This is a genomic window from Streptomyces sp. NPDC021212, from assembly GCF_044332925.1.
In the GTDB taxonomy this organism is placed as follows: Bacteria; Actinomycetota; Actinomycetes; order Streptomycetales; family Streptomycetaceae; genus Streptomyces.
The window spans coordinates 513,019-535,228 of sequence record NZ_JBIRPZ010000004.1; the positions used below are offsets into that span (position 1 = coordinate 513,019).

Below are 22,210 nucleotides of genomic sequence, written 5' to 3' on the forward strand. Positions count from 1 at the left end.
ATGCGGGGTCAGAGCAATTTGTGCTGCCAGTCGGCAAAGATGGCGCGGATCGTGGCGGCTTGGTCGGCGTCGAGACCGTAGGCGGCGAACTGTTTGTCGCTGTACCGCTGGATGCGGCCGAGTGAGTCGGCGAACATGCGGCGGTCGAAGCCGGCGTCGTTCTGCGCGGCGAGCTCCATGAGCCGTTGGCGGGTGTAGCCGACCTTCAACAGCCCCGCGACGTCGATGGCGTCGCGGACCTCGGCCCGGGTGAACAGCGCGCTCGTCTTGCCTGCGGCGACATCGTCGCGGTGCAGGACCGGGCCCAGCTCGGAGTGGACCGGTGTGTGGTGCAGGAATTCGGCGACGAGCTCCACCTTGCTCTGTGCGCCCGAGGCTGGGTCGGTGACGTTCAACCTGGTGTAGGTGGGGGTCAGGTGGGCTTGCTCGACGGTGTAGCCGACGGCTTCGTACGCAGTGGTGATCCGCTCCGCGGCCTGGCTCATCTCACGACTCGCTCTCTCGAACGGTGCGAAGAGGTCCACGTCGTCACTGACACGGTTGACGATGTGGTGAGCCTGGACGGCGTAGCCGCCAGCGAGGGCATATCCGTAGTCCTTGGCGAGCGCGTCCAGGCCGATGCGGATCAGTTGGCGGTGCAGTTCGTCCACTAGGCGGCAGCCGTCGTGCTGGACCCGCGGAGTTCGGGGAAGCGAGCTTCCCAGGCGGTCCGGACCGGGGAAGGCAGGAACAGGTCCTGCCATACCTGTCGCAGAGACGTGGTATGCAGGTAGACCTTGAGGTCGTCGCGCGTCTGGGCCTCGCGGATGACGCGCTCGTACATCAGCCGGAAGTCTGCTTCGTCGGCCAGGTCGTAGACGTAGCGTGGTCCCCAGTCGATGTGGCGCGGCAGCGTGACGCTGCCGACCGTCGGCCCGTTCAGTTCGGCGAGCGATTCCGGCAGTACGTACGGCTTCGCCGCTGCATACCTGCTCATGGGTCCAGCATGCCTGATGGGGACTGCTGAGCGCATGGGCAGTGAGAGATGAGCGCACGAGGGAGTGAACGCGGCCCCTGGGGTGGGGGACGGCATCTGGCACGCAACGGGCACGGGGGCAAAAGAGAGGTCTAGACAACAAACAAGGCCCGGGTCTGTGACCTGGGCCTTTGCTATGGAGCGGGTGACGAGAATCGAACTCGCGCTCTGAGCTTGGGAATCACCGAGGACTTGAAGGCATTCAGCTCTTCTGACCTGCGCATATGCACGCTGAGAGGTGCTGTCGGTGTGGTTTCATGGCACCGCTGGTGACCCCCATTCGCTTCCCTGAAGGGCACGGTTAGGGCACGCGCGCCCGGGCTGCCGAGCATCGGGCGCTGGTGAGGAAAGCGGCGCGCGACGCGTCGTGGTTTAACTCACTGCGTTGCAGTCGTGACCAGTCCACCGTTGGAGGTACGGACACGGCATCTTTGCAGGTCTTGACGCCTGGATTCCTCCATGATCCACAAGGGACGTGTCCTTCTGCGTACCAGGGCAACCCGTTAAGACGCCTGGGTGGGCCTGTCGGCGCTGGCATCTCGCAGCGAGAGGCCATTCGTGTTCAGCGCCCAGAAGTAGCACATGTGCGGTTCCTCTCCAGCGGCGTCGGCAACGCCGCTCGTGGTGGGTCCGTTCGTGTCGTGCGCGTGGTTGGCGCCGTTCGCGCTCAGGCGCCGGAACGCCCGATCAGGTGCCGGAACAGATGCGCGATGCCGAACTCCCAGCGCGGCAGCTCTTCGGCAACCCCGACGGTGTTCACGAGCGAGCCCAACCGGGCGCTGCTGATGCGCACGGAGTCTCCGGCTTCGTGGGTGAAGCCCTGGCCGGGCTCGTCGCGGTCGGCCGTCGGCGCGAACAGCGTGCCCGTGTACAGAGTGAATCCTTCCGGATACTGGTGGTGGTCGCCGCAACCGCTGACGATGACCGGCGCGGTGACGCTCGGCCGCCCGGACTCCGGCGTCGTCCTCGGCGCCTGCGCAGCGCCGAGCGCCCGAGCTGCCCGGGCAGCGCAATCTGCCGAAAGGCTGATACCGGTGGGAGCGCTCTCCTGAGAGCATGATCCGCGTGTTTGAACGAGCGGGGAGAATCTTTCTGGCGTGGCTGGGGACGTGCTGCGTGCTGGCTTTTCGAGTACCGGCAGGTTGGACGATCTCGGTACTCGCCTTCGTGATGATCAGCTCCGGTTCGGCCTCGCCAGGGCGTGGGTCTCCCTCGTCGTACGCGGAGGCGGCAGACCACAGCCGGAGCAGGGCACGGGATCACCGTCACCGGCGAACGCGCTGGAGTTGCGGACGGACAAGGCGAGGTGGCCTGGAAACCCGCCGGGGACACGCTCGGCCTCTCCTCTGGCTGCACGGGCATCGTCGCCAGCTGCCGTGCTGAGCACGGGCCGCGGGTGCCGGACGGTCTCGACGTGACCGTGTGCCAAGTGGCCGTGCCACGGTTCTTCCCGGCCCGCGTTGCGCGCCGCGCCTCTCCACTGGTGCTGACGACATGAGGCTGGAGCGGGCCTCCGGAACACTTGGCCTCGATCGGACCATGAAGGCGGAGTCGCCCCGCGGATGCCGGTTCGGCGCACGTCGCCGCCGCTCCTCGTCGAGCACCGCTCCCGCTCTCCTCGACGCGGCCCTCAGTGCCGGTCGCGTCAGCTATCCGAGAAGCACAGCGAAGAAGAGCACCTGACAACCAGGAAATGCGCAGTGAGACCCAAGCCACCGCTCTGCATCGGTCGTAGCACGATTCGATGCTCACCTCGTTGGGAGCCGCATCTCCATGTACCGCATCATCTTGTCCGCTGACGATCTGACACGTATCAGAATCAGCGAAAGCGACGTTCCGTTCACGGAAGCTCTCTTCGCCATGGAAGCCCTGCATGTGACCGGCGAAGACGGCTTTCATGAATGGCGCTGCCGGATACGCAGATACCTAGGAAACCCGGCCCCGAGGTCGGCGCGCCTCGCCAAACTGACACGCGTGGTCAGCAGCGTGGCAGAGATGCTGGACCTCTGTATCGACGCGGAGCGTCCGCACGCGACGCCCGGCATCGACGGGAGCACGTCTCATGCTCAGCTCCTCTCCGCCGTGCGGGACTTCTCCGCGCTGGCCGTGATACCCCATCGGGAGCGGATTCGCGTCCATCTGGACTGCGCACGGGAATCGCTGCGGGACACGATGTCCCGAGACGGAGTCGGAGCACTACTCGACAGCCTTGGGCCCCAGATCCGTTGGAAGGCACCCGTGCTGGAGATCGTGGGAGTGCGCCCGGGCGAACTGAGACTGGACGGACGGGGTCTCATGTTGGCGCCTTCGCTGTTCCTCCAACGCCCTGGCCATATAGCGCGGGCCGGTCGGAGCACCCCGGAGAGACCGCCTCTCCTGGCGATCCCCGTTCGACCACGCTCGGAGGACGTTCCCGACCTGCTGGCGGACACCAACGCTCTGCGCGGCGACCAGCGTGAGGACACTGACAACCTGGCCGCGCTCATGGGGAGAACGCGGGCGGCCGCGCTGCGTGCGGTGCGGGAAGGCTGCGGCAACGCCGCACTCGCCGAACGGCTCGGAGTGACCACCGCGGCGGTGAGCCAGCACACCACAGTCCTGCGAGCGGCCGGGTTGATCTCCACGCACCGGAGCGGGAGCCGTGCCGTCCACACGGTGACGCACTTGGGCCGTCTGCTGCTCCAGGGCAACGGCGTCGCGTCGCGACACGTGTTGTCGGCCATAGGCATCGCGGGGCAGCCGGCCCCCGCGTGACGGGCGCCGGCCGGCCCTCCCGAAGCATGGCTCCCTGATGGTCTCGGCATGATCCCCATACTGTCGCGGGGTAGGGGCCCAGCGGTATCGGCCGTTCGGCAGACCCCTGGCCCCTACGCAGCAGCGGGACCTACGCCTGAGCCATCATTCCGGACTCCCAGGCCCAGGCGGCGATGCCCACGCGGTTCTGGACTCCCAACTTCTTCTGGAGCCGGGCCAGATGGGTCTTGACCGTTCCCACCGAGATGAAGAGCTCGGCACCGATCTCGGAGTTGGTCAGTCCTTCCGCTACGAGCCGGGCCACCTCCTCTTCCCGTGACGTCAGCGGCTCGCTCACCTGGCGGACCGTGCGACGTTCACGCCGGAAGCGGCTGAGCAACCGGGTGGTGATCTCAGGACTGATCATGGAGTCGCCGCTGGCGGCGGCGCGCACGGCCTCGACGAGTACGGCGGATCGGGAGCGCTTCAGGAGGAAGCCACAGGCCCCCTCGCGCAGAGCGGTGTGCACGTACTCGTCGAGGTCGAAGGTGGTGACTACCACTACGCGCACGGAAGGCATGGAGCGGGCGATCTCGCGCGTCAGCTCCAGTCCGTCCATCTCCGGCATACGGATGTCCGCGAGCAGCACATCTGGCTTCAGGGAGTGGGCCGCTCGCAGGGCCGCGACTCCGTTGTCCGCCTCTCCGACGATCTTCAGGTCGGGCTGGGCTTCCAGAATGCTTCGAAAACCCATCCGTATGCTGGCTTGATCATCAGCCAGGACAATGCGCGTCGTCATGCTGACATGATGGCATGGCCGAAACACGCTTCACGGGTGGATGAATTCGGCCATTCGGCGTTCCCGGCCGGCCGTCACCCGCAAAATCTGTCCGGCTGTTGATCTCGCCGCCGAGGTGCCGCAGGGGTCGGCGTTCGAAATTTCGTTGGCAACCGGCGGGAAAGATTCCGATTAAGGCTTGCCTTTTCTGAATTGCCCATCGGTGCGGGGGAATGAAAGATGAGATCCCGTGAGTGGGAAAGCGATCTGAGTCGGGGTGCGAATCCCGGGCACGCCGTGTTCGCCATCGCCGGGAATTCCGCATGGCCGACCCTGGTGCGCCGGCGCTCCTCGGCCCGCGCGCCACAAACCCGCGCCCGCTCGATGAGTTGAGGAGGGAGGTGAACCGAATGGTGAACGTTCTGGCCTTGCAGGAGCTCGACGAGGAAATCGTCGTCGACGCGCCGATCAGCACGATCAGCCTCGGCGGCTGCCACTGAGGCCCACGTTCGGCCCCGGTCGAACGCCAGGCGCCCCGACGAGGCGTGGAAGGAGGTGTTTTTCCATGGTGAACGTTCTGGCCCTTCAGGAGCTGGACGAGGAGGTCGTCGTCGACGCTCCCGTGAGCACCGTCAGCGTTGTCGTGTGTCACTGACGCACGACGTCGACGAGAGCCACCCGTTCCGAGGAACGGGGTCGGGGAGGCCGCGATGTGGGCGGCCTCCCCGGCCGCTTCCGGCTCACGCTCTCCACGGAGGGCAGGGGTCGGAGCCCGGACGCCTCACGGTCTGCGTTGAGTATATCACACCGGGTGATGTTTGTGCGCGCCGGGGGGCCGTGGCCGCTAGCCTTTCCCCACGTGATGACGCAGAGGTACGCGGACAGCCGGAAGCGGGCATGGTTACGCAGGTTCCTGTGCACGGTTCTCGTGGCCGCGACAGCGGTGATCGCCGGGATCACCGCCGATTCCGTCGGTCCGCTCATCAGTCTGTCCGGCGCAGCCGCCGTCATCTCCGCCATAGCTCTGACTGTCTGGGCTCCGCAGTCGAAGCTCCTGTTTGCCGCGGTCCCTGTTTCGGCTGGGGTGTCTCTGCTCGTCACCTTCACCTATCAAGGGCCCGCACGGTCCGCGGCGGCGAATTGGTGGACCGCCGAGACGCTGGCGCTGATGATTCTCGTGGTCGTCGGAATACGTCGGCCGAAGGCGTGGACCGCTGCGGCCCTGGCCGTGGTCCTCGCGGTGACGATCACGCTGTCGCCTCTGCGTATCGCGCTGACCGTCGTACCGCCGTCCAGCAACAGTGAGACCCTGCAACTCTGTCTGGTCTGGGCGATCCTGGCCATCGTCGCCATAGGGATCGGCTCCTACCTGCGAGGGCTCGACGCGCGCGGTCGCGCCGCCCTGGTGGCCGAGCGGCGCGCCGAACGTATGAATCTGGCCCGGGACTTGCACGACTACGCGGCTCATGACGTCACCGCGGTCGTTGTGCTCGTGGAGGCGGCGCAGGTGCTGGCCAAGGAAGACCCCCAGCGGGCGCTGGAGCTTCTGCCCGAGATCGGTGCTGCCGGTGCGCACGCCCTCGAGGCGATGGACCACACGGTGCAGTTGCTGACCGAATCCCCCGCGGCCGAGGAGCGGAACCGCGCCCTCGACGCGGTGCGGCAGCCGGAGCCGGCGGATGGCGCGATTCCCCGGCAGTCCGGTGCCGCACGTCGGGACCTGAGCGAACTGGCGTCGCTGGTGGAGCGGTTCAACCGCACGGGTTCCCCCCAGGCCGTGCTGGACGTTGCCGCGGAGGGGATGGAAGTGGTCCCGCGCGACGTCAGCAAGATGGGGTACAGGGTGATCGTGGAGGCACTCACCAACGTCCGTCGGCATGCGGCCACGGCTTCCCGGGTGGTGATCCGGATATGCCGTGAGACGTCCGCGGGCAGGTCGGTGCTCCGCCTGACGGTCACCGACGACGCGCCCCACCCCCAGCCCGGGCTCGCCGTGGAGCGTCCGTCGGGGGCCGGCGGGACGGGCATCAGCGGTCTCTCCGCACGCGCCGAGGAACTCGGTGGTGCGCTCAGCGCGGGTCCCCGGCAGCCGGGCGGGTGGCAGGTCGCGTTGGTGTTGCCCGTCGACACTGCGCACGAGCCAGGGACGATCAATCTGCCGAACGGCTGATACCGCCGGCGGCGATTGCCTGGAAGTGTGATCGGTATGTCTGGGCGAGCGGGGGGACGAGTCGTTTTGGCGTCGCTGTTGACGTGTGCCGCACTGGTGATCCTGAGCGTGCGGGCGCTGGACGACCTTGACGCCGCGCCCCGGGAGGACCGTCGCCAGTTCGCCTTCGAGGGCACACGACTGACCATTGCCTCGAGCGGTGACAGCCGGGTGCGGCTGGAGCTCGGGCACGGGGGGGACCTCAGTGCTTCCAGGAAACTCGCCGGCTCGGCCGCGAAGGCCGGTCACTCCTCCTGGGAGCTGACGGGCAGCACGTTGCGCCTGGCGGCGCGGTGCACCGGCATCTCCCTCAACTGCCGCGGCGACTACGTCGTTCGGGTACCTCCGCGGGTCGAGGTGTCCGTCACGGCTCCGGGAGCCGTGACCGCGGTGGGGTTGTGCTGTCTGCTTCAGATCACCACCCAGGCGGGCGACGTGACGGTGGAGGGTTCCCTCGGGACTCTCCGCCTCCGTTCGGGAAGCGGGCCCATCCGCATACGCGAAGCCCGCTCGGCCGATGTGCTGGCCACGACAGCGAAGGCCCCCGTTTCCCTGTCCTTCGCCGCCCCTCCGAGCCGGGTCGTCGCCGCATCCGATGTGGGTGACGTCAGCGTGGAGTTACCGGACGCTCCTGCCACGTATCGGGTTTCGTCCGCGGGGCGGGGGAGAGGCGGCGCGCACGCCGGCCTCGAAGACGTGCCGAACGTGCCGTCAGCCTGGCGGGCCATCAGCGCCGCAACCCGCGAGGGGACTGTCCGGATTCAGAGGCGCCCCTAGGGAAGCAGGAATCGATGAGAATTTCCAGGTCGAATGCGGTGGGCGGGAGTAGGGGTGACCAACTCCATGTGGGCGCGCGCACAAAATGCCTACCGGAGATCAATCCTCCACTTAAGTTCTGACTTTCTTGTGTTGTCGGGCGGCCGGTCGCGAAGGAAGAATTGAGCGCAGCAGAAGAGAAAGTAGTGGACCTTAGTGGAACGCCTGTTCATGCTCTGGGCATTCTTCGGGGTCGCAATTGTCGAAATCTGTAGCCGAGGTGTGGGTCATCAGGAAGGAGGGGGCGTATGGACCCTAGGTACGAGGCGTTCACCATCGCCGATCCCGTCTGGTACGAACCACTGAACCGATGCGCGGACTCGGCATCCCGATTCTCTCTGGCCGACGGTGATATTCCGCCCGACTGGCGACGCCAGGAACAAGGCGTCTGGGAGTTCCTCACGCCGGTCGGCGCCGACGAACTACCCGAACAGGGCTGGAAGATCCACGTCAGCGCCACCCCGGAGAACGCGGAATCGACCATCGGGGCGGCCTGGGAGGTGTGCCGGCGGCTGGCCTTGCCCTGGAAGTTCCTGCGGAGCCGGCAGATCGTCACCGCGATGAACACCAAGTACGCCAACCGGGCCACCAGCGGCAAGACCGTGACGGTCTACCCGCGCACCGAGGGTGAGCTGCGCACGGCCCTTGAAGAACTCGACAGGGCCATCGGCGGACGCCCCGGTCCGTACGCGCTGTCCGACCACCGGTGGAACGAAGGTCCCGTATCCGTGCGCTACGGAGCCTTCGTCCTGATGTGGTGCGAACTCGCGGACGGCACCCGGGTCCCGGCGCTGCGTGATCCCCAGGGCCGTCTCGTACCGGACCATCGTCGCCCCGTGTTCACCAAACCCGACTGGGCCGAAGTGCCGGACTTCCTGGCCGAGCGGCTGGCATCCGGCGCGGAGAGCGGCGACGGGACCCTCGGCGGATACCGGGTCCGTAAGGCGCTCCACTTCTCCAACGGCGGAGGCGTATACCTCGCGGAGGACCGCGAAGGCCGAGCGGTCGTGCTCAAGGAGGCCCGCCCGCACACGGGGCTCGACGGGCTGGGCGCCGACGCCGTGACCCGGCTGCGCGTCGAGGAGTCGGTGCTCGCCGAGCTCGGACATCTCCCGTTCGTCCCACGGCACCACGGCTCCTTCACTGCCTGGGAACACCACTACCTGGCCATGGAGTACGTCGAGGGGGAGTCGTTCAACGCCTGGCTGGGGCGGGAGTACCCGCTCACCCGGTACCAGCCGTCGGACGAAGCCCGCCGACAGTTCGCCGCGCGCGCCGTCGAGCGGCTCGACCAGGTCGAGGCGCATGTGGGCGCCCTGCACGAGGCGGGCATCGCCTTCGGCGACCTGCACCACCGCAACATCCTGATCCGCCCTGATGGAACGGTCGCGCTCGTGGATTTCGAGCTGGCGATGCCGATCGACTCCGTCCGGTCCGTCGCGCTCGGGGCACCCGGATTCACCGACCCGGCGATCACGGACCCACGGGACGCGGATCTGTTCGCCCTCGGGTGCTGCCAACTCGCGGCGCTCGCCCCGCTCACCGTGCTGACCCTGCGCAACCCGGCGGCGGTCGCGTCGCTCATCGACCTGGCCACCGCGTCCTTCCCGACGCTCCCACCGGAGTTCGCCCGGCGGATGCTGGACCGGCTGGCCCTGTCGCCGGCCCTGCGGCCCCATCTGCCGTCCTCCGCGCCGGCCGTGGCCGTGGCGGTCCCCGCGGTTCCCTCTGCAGGAGGGCTGTTGCGCGGTATGTCCGCCGTGGCCGACCTCGGCCGTACGGATCGGCTCTTTCCGACCGATGCGGCAGGACATCGGCACGGCGCCTCGCTCGGTCTCGCCCACGGCGCTCCGGGTGTCCTGCTGGCGCAGCTGGCCGCCGGTGCCGAACCGGCTGCCGAGCATGTGGAGTGGCTGGTGCGTGCCGTGGGGCGGGCTCCTTCGGACAGCCCTGTCGGCCTCTACGACGGGCTCGGCGGCGCTGCTTGGCTGCTGCACAGGCTCGGTCACCCGGAGGCGGCGAACACGATCGACCGGCTGATGGCCGGACCGCTGCCCGCCTCGCCCGGCCTGTTCGGTGGGCTGACCGGGATCGCCCACCTCTTCCTGGACGCCGGTATGAAGGACGAGGGCATCGGCCTCGCCGAGCAGGCGCGTCAGATGGTCGGCAGGCAGGGTCTGTTGGACCGGCCGGGCCTGATGCACGGCTGGTCCGGGCCCGCTGTCCTGTTCGCCCGCTGTGCCGAGATGACCGGGAATATGGAGTGGGCCCAGGCCGCGGAACGTGCGGTCCGGTGTGACCTGAGACATGCGCGGGACGTCGACGGCATGCTCCAGATGCACAGCTCGAACCGCCTGTTGCCGTACCTGGCCGAAGGATCCGGTGGTGTCGCCCTGGCGGCCATGGCGTTACCGCAGGCGCAGGCGGAGGCGGTCGACGCCGAGGCCGTCGTGACGGGCGCCGTCCGCGCCGGAGCCGTTCAAGTGGTGATACAGGGAGGGCTGTTCAATGGCCGGTCCGGACTCGCATATGTGCTCTCCCATGCCCTCCTGCGCCTACCTGGCTGGAGAGACGAGCTCGACGATCACCTCCGGGCACTGGCCCTTCACATCGCGCCACATGGCGACGCCCAGGTGCTGCACGGAGATCAACTGGTCCGTCTTTCGACGGACCTGGCGACCGGCTCCGCCGGCGCGGTCCTCGCGCTGAAAGCCGCACAGACCCCCGGTAGCCGTCTGCTCCCCGGAGCCCACTCCTCCCACGAGTGGCCCCCGGCCGACCCGATAGTTCCCGGTGTCCTGTCCGAACGAGCCCCGCAGGGAGGTGTTTTCACATGCTGAACATCCTGGCACTTCAGGAGCTGGAGGAGGACGTCGTGACCGACGCCCCGATCAGCACCATCAGCTACGTCGTCTGCCACTGACGTACAGCTGGCCGATGAGCAACACCGCTCCAAGGATGTGAGTCCGGGGAGGCCGCGATGTGGGCGGCCTCCCCGGTTCCTTCCAGCTTATGCTCCCCGTGGAGGACAGCAAACGTGTCCGCACCTACCAGTCTCCTCGTCCGTTCGACGAGCATGCGCCGACTGTTCGTTGCCGAGATCCGGACCTATCCCGGCAGAGTGGCGGGCGCCGCACTGGCATGCGCCGCGACCGCGGCCGGGCTGGGGGCCTGCGCACTGCTGTTCATCGCGGCGAGCATTCCGCACTACCCCGAGAACTCGGTGGCGGAAGCTGCCGCACAGGACGCGCGGAACCTGTTGTCGGTCCTGATGTCCATGCTGCTGATGTGCGCGGTGATGGTGATCGGGTCCACCGTCTCGCTGTGGACCGGCCAGCGCCTCCCCCAGTTCGCCGTGTTGCGCGCCCTCGGCGTCACCGCGAACCGGCTGCGCGGCCTCGTCGCCTTCGACGTGGCACGGCTCGGCCTCGTCTCGGCGGTCCTGGGGGCTGCGGTGGGGATGATCCCGATGGCGCGGCTGGGGCAGCGTATTCTCCTCGACCGGCAACTGTTCCCCCAAGGAGCCCCGCTCCCCTCGCCGGGGCAGACCTGGTCGACGGGGGTGGCTGTCTGCCTCACCACGGCAGGGGTCGGGGTACTCGCCGCTCTGGCGAGCGTGCTCGCCGCCGGACGAGTCAGCCCGGGCACCCTGCTGCGGGACGCGGAGCTGTCCGTGGCCTCTTCCCGGAGCAACGCGCGCCTGGTGACCGGCTTGGTGCTGCTCGGGACGATGTGCGCGCCACTGCTGCTGGTCATGGTGTTCATGGACTTTCCGGCGACCATTCGCGCCGCGATGGCGCCCGGGGTCGCGCTGATGGTGATCCCCGCGCTGGCCGTGCTCGCCCCCTGGATCGTGCCGCCCCTCATTCGCCCGACGGCCGCGGTGCTGCGGCTCCTCGACCGTCGTGTCGGGCGTATCGCGGCAGCGGGGCTGCGCGCGACACCCGCACGTACGACGGCGATGGCTGTGCCGGTGCTCCTCTCGGTCGGCATCGCCGTGTCCCTGCTCGGTGCCGGGGCCACCATGGGGGAGGCCGTGCGGCGGCAGACCGATGAAGGGCTGCGCGCCGACGCGGTCGTCACCGCCGCGCCCGGCACCCAACTCCCGGCGACAGCACCCTCCTTCCCTGGGGGGAGCGCTACCGCGATGGTGATGGCGGAAGTAACCGCCCCGCCCACGTGGTACGACGACCAGCCGGTGACCACCGGCGCGTGGGGCGCCGACGGAGGCCCGCTGTCCAAGGTGCTCGACCTCAAGGTGCGGGAAGGCCGTATGTCCGCCGTCCGCGGGGGAACCTTCGCGGCGGGTGCCATGCAGGCCGACGGGCATCACTGGCGTCTGGGCCAGAAGGTCAGGCTGGCCATGGCGGACGGCTCCGCGCAGAGGCTGACCCTGGTGGCCATTTACGAACGAGACCTCGCCTTCCCTGAGTTCGTGATCCCGCGGTCGACCGCCCTGCGCCACACCCCGTCCGCCTACGCCGACCGGATCCTGCTCACCGGGTCGACGAGCGACTGGCCCCGTGCGAAGGGCCAGCAGGTGGCCTCCCGCGCCGATTACCTGGAAGGTTTCAGCACGCGCGACGCGGCTGACGACCTGGCCTCGCGGCTGATCGTGGCCGTCGTCGCGGGCTACGCGCTGCTGGCCGCCGCCAACACCAGTTCCCTCGCCCAGCGCGACCGGCGGGCGCAGCGAGCGCATCTGCGGGCCATGGGCCTCGGCCGTTTCCAGATGCTGCTGTGCGTGCTGTACGAGGCCGCGGGTGCGACGGTCGTCGGTGTGGCGCTGGCCGCCGTCACAGCCGTCACCTGTCTCGTCCCCCTGGCCGTGATCCTGGGCACCGGCACCGTACCGGCCGTCGACGTCCCCTGGACCGTCGGCATCCTGGCCGCCGCGGTCCTGGCGGTCGCCGTGCCCTCGGCGCTCACGGCGCACCCGCTGTCCGACGCCCAGAGACAGTTCGCGAGGAGAGCGGAATGAAGTGGATGCGAGCGGCACAGGAGGCGGGGAGGAAGCGGAGCCTGGGGCGGCGATTCTGGCTGCTGTTCTTCGGCGAGTCGGCCTCTGCGGTGGGCACCGCGGCCTCGGTCATCGCGCTCCCGGTGGTCGCCTTGCACCACAGCGGTGACGTCCGGCAGGCGGGCATCATCAGTACCGCGATGTCGTTGGGGATCGTGCTGGCCCGGCTTCCCGCCGGGGTTCTCGCCGACCGCTACCAACGCCGGACCCTGCTGCTCGTCTGCAACGCAGTGGGCGCGCTGGTACTCGGGGCGCTCGCCGTACTGGAGACATCGGACGCGACGCCACCGGCTGTACTGGTGCTCGCCGCGTTCCTGCTCGGCGCCGTCGGCAGCACCCTGGCGCCCGCGGAGAGCGTCGCCGTACGGAACTTCGTAGACGCCGAGCTGTTACCCCGCGCCCTGGCGCTGATCCAGAGCCGTGCGGCCATCGCGATGATCGCTGGACCACTCGTTGGCGGGGCGCTGCTCAAGGCCGACGCTGCCTGGGTATTCGCCGTCGACGCCGCGACGTATCTGGCAGCCGCCGGATGCGCGGCCCTGCTCCCGGTCGGCACGGGGCTCATGGCCGAGGCGAAGCAGACTCCCCTCAAGGCCACCACCGAAGGGCTGCGCTTCCTGTGGCAGTCCCCTTTCCTGCGGTACGGGGCACTCAACGCGACCGTGCTCAACCTGGTCTTCAACGGCCTGCTGATCATCATCATCGCATCCGCCGAGGACTCCGGGGCCGGTGAGCTGGGGGTCGGCGTGCAGACCGCATCCCTGGGAGCGGGCGCGCTGGCGGGCGCACTCGTCGCCGCTCCCGTGGCGCGGCGGCTGCCGCCGGCTACCGGAATCGCGGGAGCCACCGCGCTGATCGCCGCCGCGCTCCTGGGTTTCGCCACCGTCCCCAGTACCTGGGGAGCGGCCCTGCTGCTCGCGGTCGCCACGGCAGCAGGCCCGGTGATCACGGTGGTCATCTCCACCACCCAAGTACGCATCACCCCGCCGCAGCTCCAAGGACGCGTGTACAGCGCCAGTGGCTTTCTCTCCCAGGCGATCGCCCCGCTCGGCCCGCTGCTGGCGGGTGCCTGCGCGCACGCCTTCGGTCTGACTGCGACGGTGACCGGGGCCGCTGCCGTTGTGCTCGTACTCGCGCTGTCCGGTGGGTTCGTCGCGGCACGTCATGCCCGGGCGGTCGAGAAATCCGGAGAGTTCGAGGCGGAACTTGTGGAGGTGCATCGTGGATGATCCGTACCGCTGGCTGGAGGACGAGGACTCCGCGCGCACGCGCGCGTGGCTGTCCGGTCAACACGCCCTGCTGGAAGATCACTTCTCGGGTCGACGTGCTGAGGTGGCGGTGTGGGAGGACTCGGTCACAGAGATCGAGGCCGCGGCCACCGGCCGACCGCTCAGCCCGAACGCCGAGGCCGGCGGGTTGCTGTTCACCCACGAACTGACCGACCAAGGCGGGGAGTCGGTGCGTGTGGTGGAGACGGACGGCCGCAGTCGCGTTCTCCTCGGCATCGGGGACCGCAGCGCGGTCGGCCGCCTGGCCGGATGGCAGCCCGCACCCCGTGGACACGTGATCGTCGCCCAGCTGCACCGCGACGGCCGGGAGAACGGCGGCCTGCATCTGATACCCGTCGCCGCGGACCGGGAGACACGGCGCATCGACGACGCCGCACCGCACACGACGGTCGCCTTCACCGACTCACAGCTGTTGTACGGCGCCGGTACCCGGACCGAGCACGTGCTGCGCGCCTACCGACTGGCGGACGGCACCACCCGCACCGTGCCGAGCCCGGTGCCCGGTCCCGCACGGATGTCGCCGTACACCGGCCCCGGCGACCAGGTACTGCTGCGGACCCGGACACCCGACGGGGCTCCCGCCCGCTGGTGGTACACGGCCTGGAAGGGACACGGCACGCCGGACTGGCAGCCGCTCGACCTGAACGGCCTGCCGATCAGCGCGTTCGCACTGGGGACGGACGCCCTCTACGTCGCTGTGCGGGGACAGGGCGTCCGAGTACTGGACCTGGCCGCCGTTGCCCGAGGACGGGCGGCGCCTCCCGGCCCGCCGGCGTACGAAACGGGAAACAGCGTCGGCGACATCAAGGCTCTCCGGGTCCTGGATTCCGGACCGGTGCCACGACTGGCGATCCTGCGGCAGTCCGGCACCACGCGCCGACTCGACCTCCTGCACACCTCCCGGACCGAGACCGGACCGGGACCGGCGGCACCCGGATTCGGCTGGCACGCGCGTCTGCGCCTCGGCCCGGCCGCGTACGACCATGATGGCCGCCTCGCCGGTGCCGTCTGGCTCCTGGCCGACGACCCCCGCCACGGCGCGCTGAGCCATCGCGCCACGTCACACACTCCGTCTCCTGCCGCCGCCCGTCGGTCCGCGCTGCGCACCCTCACGGCCACCAGCCCCGACGGGACCACTGTGCCTGTCACGGTCTGCGACCCCACTCCCGCAGCCGCATGCCGCCCCGTGCCCACGCTGGTCACGGTCTACGGAGGCTTCTGTGTTCCCCTCGAACCGTCCTGGGACCCACTCTTCGCGACGTGGCTCGCCGCCGGCGGACGTATCGCGTGGGTGCACACCCGAGGCGGCGGCGAGTTCGGGCCCGAGTGGGCGTCGGCCGGCCGTGGACCGGGCAAGTCCGCCGCTGTGGACGACCTGTGCGCGGCGGCCCGCCTCCTCCTGTCGGACGGGGAGGCGCACCCCGGCCAACTCGCCGGCCTCGCCGCCAGCAACGGCGGCCTGGTTCTGGCGGCGGCGATGACGCGCGCCCCGAACCTCTTCGCCGCGGTGACCTGCGCCGCCCCGCTCACCGACATGGCGCGCTACGACCAGGGCGGCATCGGCAAGCTCTGGCGCGAAGAATATGGAGACCCGACTGACCCCGGTGCCCTCCGGTCGCTGCTGTCGTACTCCCCGTACCACCACGTGAACGAAGGTGTCCGCTACCCGGCCACGCTCCTCGTCACCGGAGGCAACGACGCCCGCGTCCGCCCCTGGCATGGCTGGAAGCTCTGCGCCGCCCTGCGGAAGGCCACTGCAGCCGACGCCCCCATCCTCCTGGACCACCAGGAGAACACCGGGCATTACGGACGGGCGGGGGACGACGCGCGCACTCTGAGCGCCCGCGTCCTGTACCTGCTCGCCACCCGCACCGGCCTGAGCGCACCCGGGGGCCCTCGGTCCCCATCAGATGAAACGCCCTTGAGGAGTTCCGCATGACCTCGGCTCAGTTCCCCCACCACACGGCCGAACCGCAGCACGGGTTGCCGCCCGCGGCCTCCGGCCTGGAACTCACCAAGGTGCACGGCACGGGCGCACGCCGGGTCATCGCCCTCGACCGGGTCTCCGTCGCCTTCCAGCGAGGCCAGTTCACCGCGATCATGGGTCCGTCAGGATCCGGGAAATCCACCTTGATGCAGTGCCTGGCGGGCCTGGACGCGCCCACCTCCGGATCGGCGCGTATCGGCGCGATGGAGCTGTCCCGGCTCTCGGACCGTCAGCTGACCCGGCTGCGCCGCGAGCGGATCGGGTTCATCTTCCAGTCGTTCCATCTCCTGCCCACACTGACCGTGGCGGAGAACATCACCCTCCCCCTGGGAATCGCGGGTCGGCGCCCCGACCCACAGTGGCTGGACCAGGTCGTCACCACACTCGGGCTCACGGACCGGCTCACCCACAGGCCGGGGGAACTCTCCGGAGGGCAGCAGCAACGCGTCGCCTGCGCCCGGGCGTTGGCGGGCCGCCCGGAGATCGTCTTCGCCGACGAGCCGACGGGGAACCTCGACACCCGGTCGGGGGCCGAAGTCCTGTCCCTGCTCGGCCAGATGGTCCATCACATGGGCCAGACCATCGTGATGGTCACGCATGACCCGGTGGCCGCGGCCTACGCGGACCGAGTGGTCTTCCTCGCCGACGGCCACATCGTCGACGACCTCTGGAAACCGGAGACGAGCCAACTCCTCAAGCGCATGCAGCGGTCCGCGGTTCCGAGGGGGCAACAGCCTCATGGCTGAGGACAGCCGAGGTCCACGGCGTGAGCCGGGACACGATGGTCCGGGCCGGGCAGTCGTCGGGATGCGCCCAGGAAGCGGCGAACGGCCGGACGACTTCGCAGTGGGCTTGTTGCGCTGCTACTTCGCGCCGGTGGCGCAGTAACGCTCATCTGTCCCTCATACGACTTCTCGCACCTCAAGGACGAACGGCGGCTCGACGCCGTCGAACAGCTCATCCCGCTCGCCGAAGAGGCGGGCATGCCGCTGACCCATCTGGCCGTGGGCTTCGTGCTCGCTCACCCCGGCGTCACATCCGCGCTCCTCGGACCGCGGTCCCTGGCACATCTGGACGATCTGCTCGCGGGCGCCGAGGTCACGCTGTCCGACGACGTCCTGGACCGGATCGACGCCATCGTGCCGCTCGGCACGGACACGGGCACACTCGACGTGGCCCACCAGCCGCCGTCCGTCCTCCAGCGGCAATTGAGGCGTCGGCCGGCGGTCGAACGCGCAGCGGCGTGACAACAGCCTGACCGCACAGTGCGGTTGGTCTGCGATTTGACCGGCGTAGGGTGCCGCGTCCCGGGACCCGTGTCATGGATCTATGTCTGATGCTCCGTTGCCAGAGGCCGCCCTGGCCTTTCTCCGGAAGCCGAACCCGGCCGTCATAGCGACGGTCACGGCGACAGGTCGCCCTGTATCGGTAGCGACCTGGTACCTCATCGAAGATGACGGACTTCTCATGCTATGCATGAACGCCGACCGCGCCCGCCTGAAACACCTGCAGAACAACGGCCACGTGTCGCTGACTGTGCTGGGAGCGGACGACTTCGGCACGCATGTATCCGTCCAGGGACACGTCGTGTCCATCAAGCCCGATGAGGGACTCGCCGACATCGATCGACTCTCAAGGCACTTCCTCTGCAAGGACTACCCTGCCAGAGAGCACCGCTCGTGACGGTCCACGTAGCGATCGATCGATGGTTCGGTTGGTCCGGAGGTCGTCCCCTTCAGCTCTGACCTCGCGCTTCACGGAGCTGACTGTCCAACGGATGGTCAGGAAACAGAAAGGGCCTCTTACCTGGGACGACAGGACTTGTCGAGGGTCCAGTACGTCGCCGAGCAAGAGGCACCTTTCAAGTGAAGAATCGTAGCGGGCCCTACCCGCGTGTGCGGATATCGGGTGACTCCAGCGGAGTGGTCTCCCAGGCCGGCGGGGTGCTGCTGGTCGAGACAGCCCGCAAAAGCGGGCTGGACGCGGCACTTTCAGCGGCGCTCGCACCGTGGCGCAAACCACAGGCGGTGCACGATCCGGGCAAGGTCCTGCTGGACCTTGCCCTCGCGGTCGTTCTCGGCGGGAACTGCCTGGCGGACATCGGCATGCTGCGGGCCGAGCCCGGCGTCTTCGGGCCTGTCGCCTCTGCCCCGACCGTCTCCCGGCTCATCGACACCTTGGCTCCCGCAGGGCCGAAAGCGCTGGAGGCGATCCACGGCGCCCGCACCACCGCTCGACGGCAGGTGTGGACACTCGCCCATGACGCGCTGTGGTGGGGCCACCCGCACTTCGGTGGGTGGCCCCACTTGCCGCTCACGCTCAGATCGTCTACGTCGCAGCGACTTGGAACGAAGCGGCGAACTCGCCGTCGGCAGCGAGACAGAGGTCGGTGCCGGCGGCCCTGTACGAGCAACGCGCATCGCACTTGCGACTTTGCACTCTTTGGTTGTCATGTGTTGCAGATCACGCAAAATTCGTCTCGCCATTTGAGAATGGCATGCTCATGCATTCGCCCTGGGGGTGGGCTGAGTCCATTTGAGCCGTTGGGCGTCGCAGATGGGGCATGCGGAGGGCATGGCGGCCCCGGAGAGGTCTAGACAACAAACAAGGTCCGGGTCTGTGACCTGGGCCTTTGCTGTGGAGCGGGTGACGAGAATCGAACTCGCGCTCTGAGCTTGGGAATCACCGTTCCGCTTGGCCGACCCTGTGGTCGTGACCTGCGGAAATCTCTCTGCAACCGACATCGATACCAGCATCTGAGTGACCGCTGGTGACTGCGGCTATCCGGCCGTTCTGGCATGCATCTGGCACGGCGCAGCCTCACGGCAGGAGTGTCAGCGCCGGCACGTGGAGGGGCTTGATGGCATGGAAGTGGCGATGATCCAGTGTGGCGACCGTGGACGCCTTGAGGCGCTCCGCAAGGGCGACCACCGAGGCATCGGCAACACCAAGAGGGAACCCGCGGTACTGCTGCATGAGTTCGGCCATGCGGGAAAGGTCGTCCCGGGCGGTGGGTGCTTGGACGAGATCCTCTGCGGCAACGGCCTCGATGAGGTTGATCTCTGCATCGGGCCCGACGTACTTGGCGAGCAGGTAGCAGGCTTCGGTGAGTACGTACGGCGTGATGAGTAGTTCGCCGTTGTGGGACTCCAGCAGCTCGGCACAGCCCTTATGGTCGGGGTCGTTGCGGTTCAGTAGAGCGACGATGGGGCCGGTGTCAACGATCAGCATCGGCCTCGCCGAGCTCCTCGCGAGCGATGTCCTTGGCGCGAGCTCCAAGATCGTCCGACGGCCCGTCGAAGCTTCGCAGGACGCGGAACCGGCTCGGCGGAGGCGTCTTCACCAGTCGCAGGGCATGTCGGCGCAGCTCTTCGACCTGCTCGGGCTCAAGTCGTTCGATGATGTCGTGCAGATCGCTGTAGTCATGGGCGGCAGTCATCAGACTCTCCCTGTCGGCCGTCTCTGCTGTCACGATAGCGCTCGGTCGAGAAGGCCGCCGAGGACTCCACAGGTGGTGCGCATCTGGTGCAAGGCTTAGAGAGGTCTAGACAACAAAGAAGCCCCGGGCCGCTGGCCTGGGGCTTTGTGCTGGAGCGGGTGACGAGAATCGAACTCGCGCTCTGAGCTTGGGAAGCTCATGTTCTACCATTAAACTACACCCGCGCATGAGGCCCGATCGCTCGGTGCCGCATCGTCGCTCACTTTACCCCATGGTTGACCCCCAGTGCATGCGCTGTGGGGTTTTCGCGCTTTTCGGGGGTGATGGGAGGGGCTCGGGGTGCGGAAGGTGCTGCGGGGGTGCGGGAGTTGGGGCGTACCGTGGGGGTGCGGAGTGCCGTGTTTAGAGGTGCGCGGTTGATCCCCTAATGTGGCTTTTGTCGTCCGCGTCGTCCACGTTCATGGGGAAGAGACTCAATGGAGCGCACCGTCGTCCGTTGTGCCGAAGGGCATGTGTTCAGCACCTCGTCGTTCCCGATGCGGCACCTCACGGTCGACCGCATCGGTCCCGGGCGGCTGCTGCGGTGTCCTCGTTGCGCCAGGCTCCGGCATGCGGTGCCGGTGGCGCGCGAGGAGCGGTAGGAACCGTAGGGGCAGCGGGTAGTTGCGGTAGTCGAACGAAGATCGTGGGCGCGGGCCCGGTCCCTTGGGGCCGGGCCCGCGCCATGGGGTGGGGGTGGTTTGCGTATCCTCGTTCCGTGCTTCTCTCAGACAAGGACATCCGGACGGAGATCGACGCCGGACGGGTGCGGATCGATCCGTATGACCCGGCGATGGTGCAGCCGTCGAGCATCGACGTCAGGTTGGACCGGTTCTTCCGGGTGTTCGAGAACCACCGGTATCCGCATATCGATCCGGCGGTGGAGCAGCCGGATCTGACGCGGCTGGTGGAGCCGGAGGGGGATGAGGCGTTCATCCTGCATCCGGGGGAGTTCGTGCTCGCCTCGACGTACGAGGTGGTCACGCTGCCGGATGACCTCGCTTCGCGGCTGGAGGGGAAGTCGAGCCTGGGGCGGCTGGGGCTGCTGACGCATTCGACGGCCGGCTTCATCGACCCGGGGTTCTCGGGGCATGTGACGCTCGAGCTGTCGAACGTGGCGACGCTGCCGATAAAGCTGTGGCCGGGGATGAAGATCGGGCAGCTGTGCATGTTCCGGCTGACCTCGCCCGCCGAGCATCCGTACGGTTCGGCGCGGTACGGCTCCCGTTACCAGGGGCAGAGGGGGCCGACGCCTTCGCGTTCGTTCCAGAACTTTCATCGGACGAAGGTGTGAGCGCGGTGGCGAGCGAGGAGCGCGAGAACCTTACGTACGAGCGGTTCGGCGCGGCGGTCCGCGAGCTGGCGCAGGCCGTCGTGGACGACGGGTACGAGCCGGACATCGTGCTGTCCATAGCCCGCGGCGGGGTCTTCGTCGCGGGAGGGCTGGCGTACGCGTTGGACTGCAAGAACATCCACCTGGTGAACGTGGAGTTCTACACGGGCGTGGGGACCACGCTCGACATGCCGGTGATGCTCGCGCCCGTGCCCAACGCGATCGACTTCTCCGACAAGAAGGTGCTGATCGCCGACGATGTCGCGGATACCGGAAAGACGCTGAAGCTGGTGCGCGACTTCTGCCGCGAGACCGTCGCCGAGGTGCGCAGCGCCGTGATCTACGAGAAGTCGCAGTCGCTGGTGAAGTGCGAGTACGTGTGGAAGCGCACCGAGCAGTGGATCAACTTCCCCTGGAGCGTCGAGCCGCCCGTCGTGCGGCGTGACGGGCAGGTGCTCGACGCGTAGGCGCGTAGGCGCGTAGACGCGTAGACGCGTAGGAAGGTATGAGGGGCCCTCGCGGGCCCCTTGCCTACAGGGTGCCCAGCTTCAGCAGCGACAGCAGCGCGATCAGCTGGATCGCCGACGCCCCCAGCGCCTTCTGCCACGGCAGGTCGTGCGACTTGCTCACCATGGACGTGAACAGGAAGCCCGACGCCAGCCAGGTCGCCCAGCCCAGCACCTGCACCAGGGGGCTGTCGCCGCCCAGGAAGAGCGCGAACACCAGGCGCGGCGCGTCGGTGATCGACATGATCAGCATGGAGAGGCCGATCGTCGGTCCCCAGGTGCCGTCGCCGCCCAGCTGACGGGCGACGGTGTGGGTGACCGCACCGAGCACCAGGGCGCTGATCACCATGGCGACGCCCGCGCTGAGGATCCACGGGATGCTGTTGGCCATCGGGGCGTTCAGGACGTCCTTACGGGCGTCGTCGAAGCCGAAGACCGCCAGCAGGCCGTAGACGAAGGTCACGATGAGGGCCGGGCCCCACACCGTGTAGTCGCGCATCTGCCAGAAGGTGGGCGCCGGGCGCAGCACGATGCCGCTCAGCAGCTGCTTCCAGTGCAGCCGGGGGCCGGCGGGCGGGGCGGTGGAGGAGCCGGCGCGGTAGGTGCTGCCGTCGTACGAGCCGTCGTACGAACCGGGGCCCTGGCCGTACGGGTCGTACGCGTCGGGCGCCTCGCCCACGCTGAACGCCTGCGTGTGCCCGGCGTTGTTGTCGGCGTACCCCCCGGGGCCCCCGGGGCCCGGTCTGTACGCGCCGCCCTGACCGCCGCCCTGGTCGGGGCCCGGTCCGTAGTACGGGTCCTGGCTGCCGAAGTACTCCGGCTCTCCCTGTGTAGCGGGCCGCTGCCACTGCGGCTGCGTCCGGCCGTACGGGTCCTGCGACCCGTGCGGCGGCTGCTGCGGTCGCTGCTGCTGCCCTTGTTGCGCGGAGTGGGAGTCCCGTCCGCGTCCGATCCTGAATCCAGCCACCATTCGAACGTACCCGGTCGCGGAGGGTGGGGTGCCGGAGCAGGGGGACAGGCCCGGCATTGCTGCCGAGCTGTGACAT

General features: G+C 68.5%; 20 protein-coding genes, 1 tRNA gene and 2 pseudogenes. 15 read left to right on the forward strand and 8 right to left on the reverse strand.

The genetic code is table 11. From position 1 onward, the window contains the following. Positions 1-8: 8 nt before the first annotated feature. From ACH4SI_RS13840 to ACH4SI_RS13850, 3 genes are all read right to left on the reverse strand, one after another. Entirely contained in the window at positions 9-650 is a 642-nt protein-coding gene (locus tag ACH4SI_RS13840; RefSeq protein ID WP_398295912.1) for a nucleotidyl transferase AbiEii/AbiGii toxin family protein, read from the reverse strand. After that, positions 650-976 carry a hypothetical protein gene (locus ACH4SI_RS13845; protein ID WP_398295913.1) on the reverse strand — a complete coding sequence of 109 codons (327 nt, stop codon included), beginning with the start codon at positions 974-976 and terminating at the stop codon, positions 650-652. Before ACH4SI_RS13845 ends, ACH4SI_RS13840 begins: the two co-directional genes overlap by 1 nt. A gap of 706 nt (positions 977-1,682) precedes the next feature. Then, positions 1,683-1,808, reverse strand: a complete 126-nt coding sequence (locus tag ACH4SI_RS13850; RefSeq protein ID WP_398295914.1) for a hypothetical protein — start codon at positions 1,806-1,808, stop codon at positions 1,683-1,685. Positions 1,809-2,788: 980 nt separating this feature from the next. On the opposite strand from ACH4SI_RS13850, the gene ACH4SI_RS13855 reads away from it, so the two are divergent. Further along, positions 2,789-3,769 (forward strand): ArsR/SmtB family transcription factor, encoded by a 981-nt coding sequence (locus ACH4SI_RS13855; RefSeq protein ID WP_398295915.1) that lies wholly within the window; start codon positions 2,789-2,791, stop codon positions 3,767-3,769. Between the two features lie 130 nt (positions 3,770-3,899). On the opposite strand, the gene ACH4SI_RS13860 is transcribed toward ACH4SI_RS13855, so the two are convergent. Then, entirely contained in the window at positions 3,900-4,547 is a 648-nt protein-coding gene (locus ACH4SI_RS13860) for a response regulator (RefSeq protein ID WP_398295916.1), read from the reverse strand. Positions 4,548-4,849: 302 nt separating this feature from the next. Here ACH4SI_RS13860 and ACH4SI_RS13865 point away from each other — a divergent pair, with 302 nt between their 5' ends. The 12 genes and pseudogenes from ACH4SI_RS13865 to ACH4SI_RS13920 all read left to right on the forward strand — a co-directional run. Next, positions 4,850-5,026: a hypothetical protein gene (locus ACH4SI_RS13865; RefSeq protein WP_398295917.1), complete on the forward strand. Its 177-nt coding sequence runs from the start codon at positions 4,850-4,852 to the stop codon at positions 5,024-5,026. Positions 5,027-5,091: 65 nt separating this feature from the next. Then, positions 5,092-5,181, forward strand: coding sequence for a class III lanthipeptide (locus tag ACH4SI_RS13870; RefSeq protein WP_398295918.1), 90 nt, complete (start codon positions 5,092-5,094; stop codon positions 5,179-5,181). A gap of 273 nt (positions 5,182-5,454) precedes the next feature. After that, positions 5,455-6,696, forward strand: a complete 1,242-nt coding sequence (locus tag ACH4SI_RS13875; RefSeq protein WP_398295919.1) for a sensor histidine kinase — start codon at positions 5,455-5,457, stop codon at positions 6,694-6,696. A 1,103-nt stretch (positions 6,697-7,799) separates the two neighbouring features. Then, positions 7,800-10,391, forward strand: a complete 2,592-nt coding sequence (gene lanKC, locus ACH4SI_RS13880; protein WP_398295920.1) for a class III lanthionine synthetase LanKC — start codon at positions 7,800-7,802, stop codon at positions 10,389-10,391. Continuing rightward, positions 10,385-10,474 (forward strand): class III lanthipeptide, encoded by a 90-nt coding sequence (locus ACH4SI_RS13885; protein WP_398295921.1) that lies wholly within the window; start codon positions 10,385-10,387, stop codon positions 10,472-10,474. The genes lanKC and ACH4SI_RS13885 overlap by 7 nt, the downstream gene beginning before the upstream one ends. Positions 10,475-10,588: 114 nt before the next feature. Continuing rightward, positions 10,589-12,532, forward strand: a complete 1,944-nt coding sequence (locus tag ACH4SI_RS13890; protein WP_398295922.1) for an FtsX-like permease family protein — start codon at positions 10,589-10,591, stop codon at positions 12,530-12,532. Further along, positions 12,529-13,800 carry an MFS transporter gene (locus ACH4SI_RS13895; protein ID WP_398295923.1) on the forward strand — a complete coding sequence of 424 codons (1,272 nt, stop codon included), beginning with the start codon at positions 12,529-12,531 and terminating at the stop codon, positions 13,798-13,800. The genes ACH4SI_RS13890 and ACH4SI_RS13895 overlap by 4 nt, the downstream gene beginning before the upstream one ends. Then, positions 13,793-15,799 carry a prolyl oligopeptidase family serine peptidase gene (locus ACH4SI_RS13900; RefSeq protein ID WP_398295924.1) on the forward strand — a complete coding sequence of 669 codons (2,007 nt, stop codon included), beginning with the start codon at positions 13,793-13,795 and terminating at the stop codon, positions 15,797-15,799. Before ACH4SI_RS13895 ends, ACH4SI_RS13900 begins: the two co-directional genes overlap by 8 nt. Next, the gene (locus ACH4SI_RS13905) at positions 15,796-16,593 is read left to right on the forward strand and encodes an ABC transporter ATP-binding protein (protein ID WP_398295925.1); all 798 of its coding nucleotides are present in this window, start codon (positions 15,796-15,798) and stop codon (positions 16,591-16,593) included. Before ACH4SI_RS13900 ends, ACH4SI_RS13905 begins: the two co-directional genes overlap by 4 nt. A 165-nt stretch (positions 16,594-16,758) precedes the next feature. After that, a pseudogene (locus ACH4SI_RS13910) lies at positions 16,759-17,094 on the forward strand (aldo/keto reductase); the annotation flags it as partial. Between the two features lie 82 nt (positions 17,095-17,176). Beyond that, positions 17,177-17,530, forward strand: a complete 354-nt coding sequence (locus tag ACH4SI_RS13915) for a pyridoxamine 5'-phosphate oxidase family protein (RefSeq protein ID WP_398295926.1) — start codon at positions 17,177-17,179, stop codon at positions 17,528-17,530. A 182-nt stretch (positions 17,531-17,712) separates the two neighbouring features. Then, positions 17,713-18,105: pseudogene (locus tag ACH4SI_RS13920) on the forward strand (transposase); the annotation flags it as partial. A 562-nt stretch (positions 18,106-18,667) separates the two neighbouring features. Here the strand turns inward: ACH4SI_RS13920 and ACH4SI_RS13925 are convergent. The 3 genes from ACH4SI_RS13925 to ACH4SI_RS13935 all read right to left on the reverse strand — a co-directional run bounded on the left by ACH4SI_RS13925 (position 18,668) and on the right by ACH4SI_RS13935 (position 19,510). Then, positions 18,668-19,078, reverse strand: a complete 411-nt coding sequence (locus tag ACH4SI_RS13925) for a type II toxin-antitoxin system VapC family toxin (protein ID WP_398295927.1) — start codon at positions 19,076-19,078, stop codon at positions 18,668-18,670. Then, a complete protein-coding gene (locus ACH4SI_RS13930) occupies positions 19,065-19,286 on the reverse strand; it encodes a hypothetical protein (protein WP_037954114.1) in 222 nt (73 codons plus the stop codon). Before ACH4SI_RS13930 ends, ACH4SI_RS13925 begins: the two co-directional genes overlap by 14 nt. Positions 19,287-19,436: 150 nt before the next feature. Then, a tRNA-Gly gene (locus tag ACH4SI_RS13935) sits at positions 19,437-19,510 on the reverse strand. Between the two features lie 533 nt (positions 19,511-20,043). Here ACH4SI_RS13935 and dcd point away from each other — a divergent pair. Together dcd and ACH4SI_RS13945 are read left to right on the forward strand one after the other, a co-directional pair. Continuing rightward, entirely contained in the window at positions 20,044-20,619 is a 576-nt protein-coding gene (dcd, locus tag ACH4SI_RS13940) for a dCTP deaminase (protein WP_398295928.1), read from the forward strand. 5 nt (positions 20,620-20,624) lie between these two features. Further along, positions 20,625-21,125, forward strand: coding sequence for a phosphoribosyltransferase (locus tag ACH4SI_RS13945; RefSeq protein ID WP_398295929.1), 501 nt, complete (start codon positions 20,625-20,627; stop codon positions 21,123-21,125). Between the two features lie 64 nt (positions 21,126-21,189). Here ACH4SI_RS13945 and ACH4SI_RS13950 read toward each other — a convergent pair whose 3' ends face one another. Beyond that, entirely contained in the window at positions 21,190-22,134 is a 945-nt protein-coding gene (locus ACH4SI_RS13950) for a Yip1 family protein (RefSeq protein WP_398295930.1), read from the reverse strand. Between the last annotated feature and the right edge of the window lie 76 nt (positions 22,135-22,210).